Annotated in this window: 1 protein-coding gene; it reads left to right on the forward strand. The window is 49.0% G+C overall.

Going from position 1 to position 829, the window contains the following annotated elements; genetic code table 11:
- A partial coding sequence (locus ACTJJA_RS23910; protein WP_440669342.1) for a tail fiber domain-containing protein occupies positions 1-785 on the forward strand: 785 nt, incomplete at its 5' end.
- Positions 786-829 lie beyond the last annotated feature (44 nt).

Genomic DNA, 829 nt, shown 5'->3' on the forward strand with positions numbered 1-829 from the left:
TCGGTTTGGGAATATCGGATACAGTGATGCTTGCAGGTGTTACCGCAACGACCGGGGATTTGAATGTACAGTCAGCCACAGGGAGTGTGCGTTACAACGCTGGGTCAGGCGGCGAACATGTTTTTAACTCTGCAGCGCAGCGCGCTCTTTTTAACTGCCCTGTATCTCTCGCCGGTGGCTCAATTACTATCCCTAACATTGCATCAGCAACGGCACCTTCTGGACCTGGTGTGCGTGGTATTTATGCTGGCGCAGACACAGCCAACTTTGACAATGCATCTAACATTAACCTCTATTCATGGTATGGGATTGGTTTCTGCACCGCGTACACATCACCAACTAATGGTGTTCAGGAAGGCAAGCCGGCCGTGTACATCAATACACGAAATGGAACAATTAACGCGAAAGGGGCGGTTCAGGCAAACGGCGTTACTCTTACATCAGACTGGAACGCAAAAGAGGAAGTGAACATCATCGAACCTGCGGAGGCTCTGGAAAAGATAGCCGCGCTTGATGGTTACACGTTCCGCTATAAGAATGCAGATTCAAAGAGGTTAACCGCTGGGGCGCTAGCGCAAGATCTCGATTTAGTGCTTCCCGACCTGGTTATTCATGATGAAGCTACAGATTATCTTGTTGCCGATTATATGGGGCTGATCGGCTATCTGATTGCTGCTGTAAAAGGGTTGAAACTGCAAATCGACGAGATTGCTAACGGAGAAAATTTAAACAATAACAAAGGGACAAATGCGGAGGGGGAACTGACCGGGCAGAACGGCGCGTGAAAAATTTCAAAGGTCGGTTTGGGAAGTAGCGCGACAAAGGACGT

The sequence above is a fragment of the Enterobacter sp. 22452 genome, from assembly GCF_052045065.1.
In the GTDB taxonomy this organism is placed as follows: Bacteria; Pseudomonadota; Gammaproteobacteria; order Enterobacterales; family Enterobacteriaceae; genus Enterobacter; species Enterobacter mori.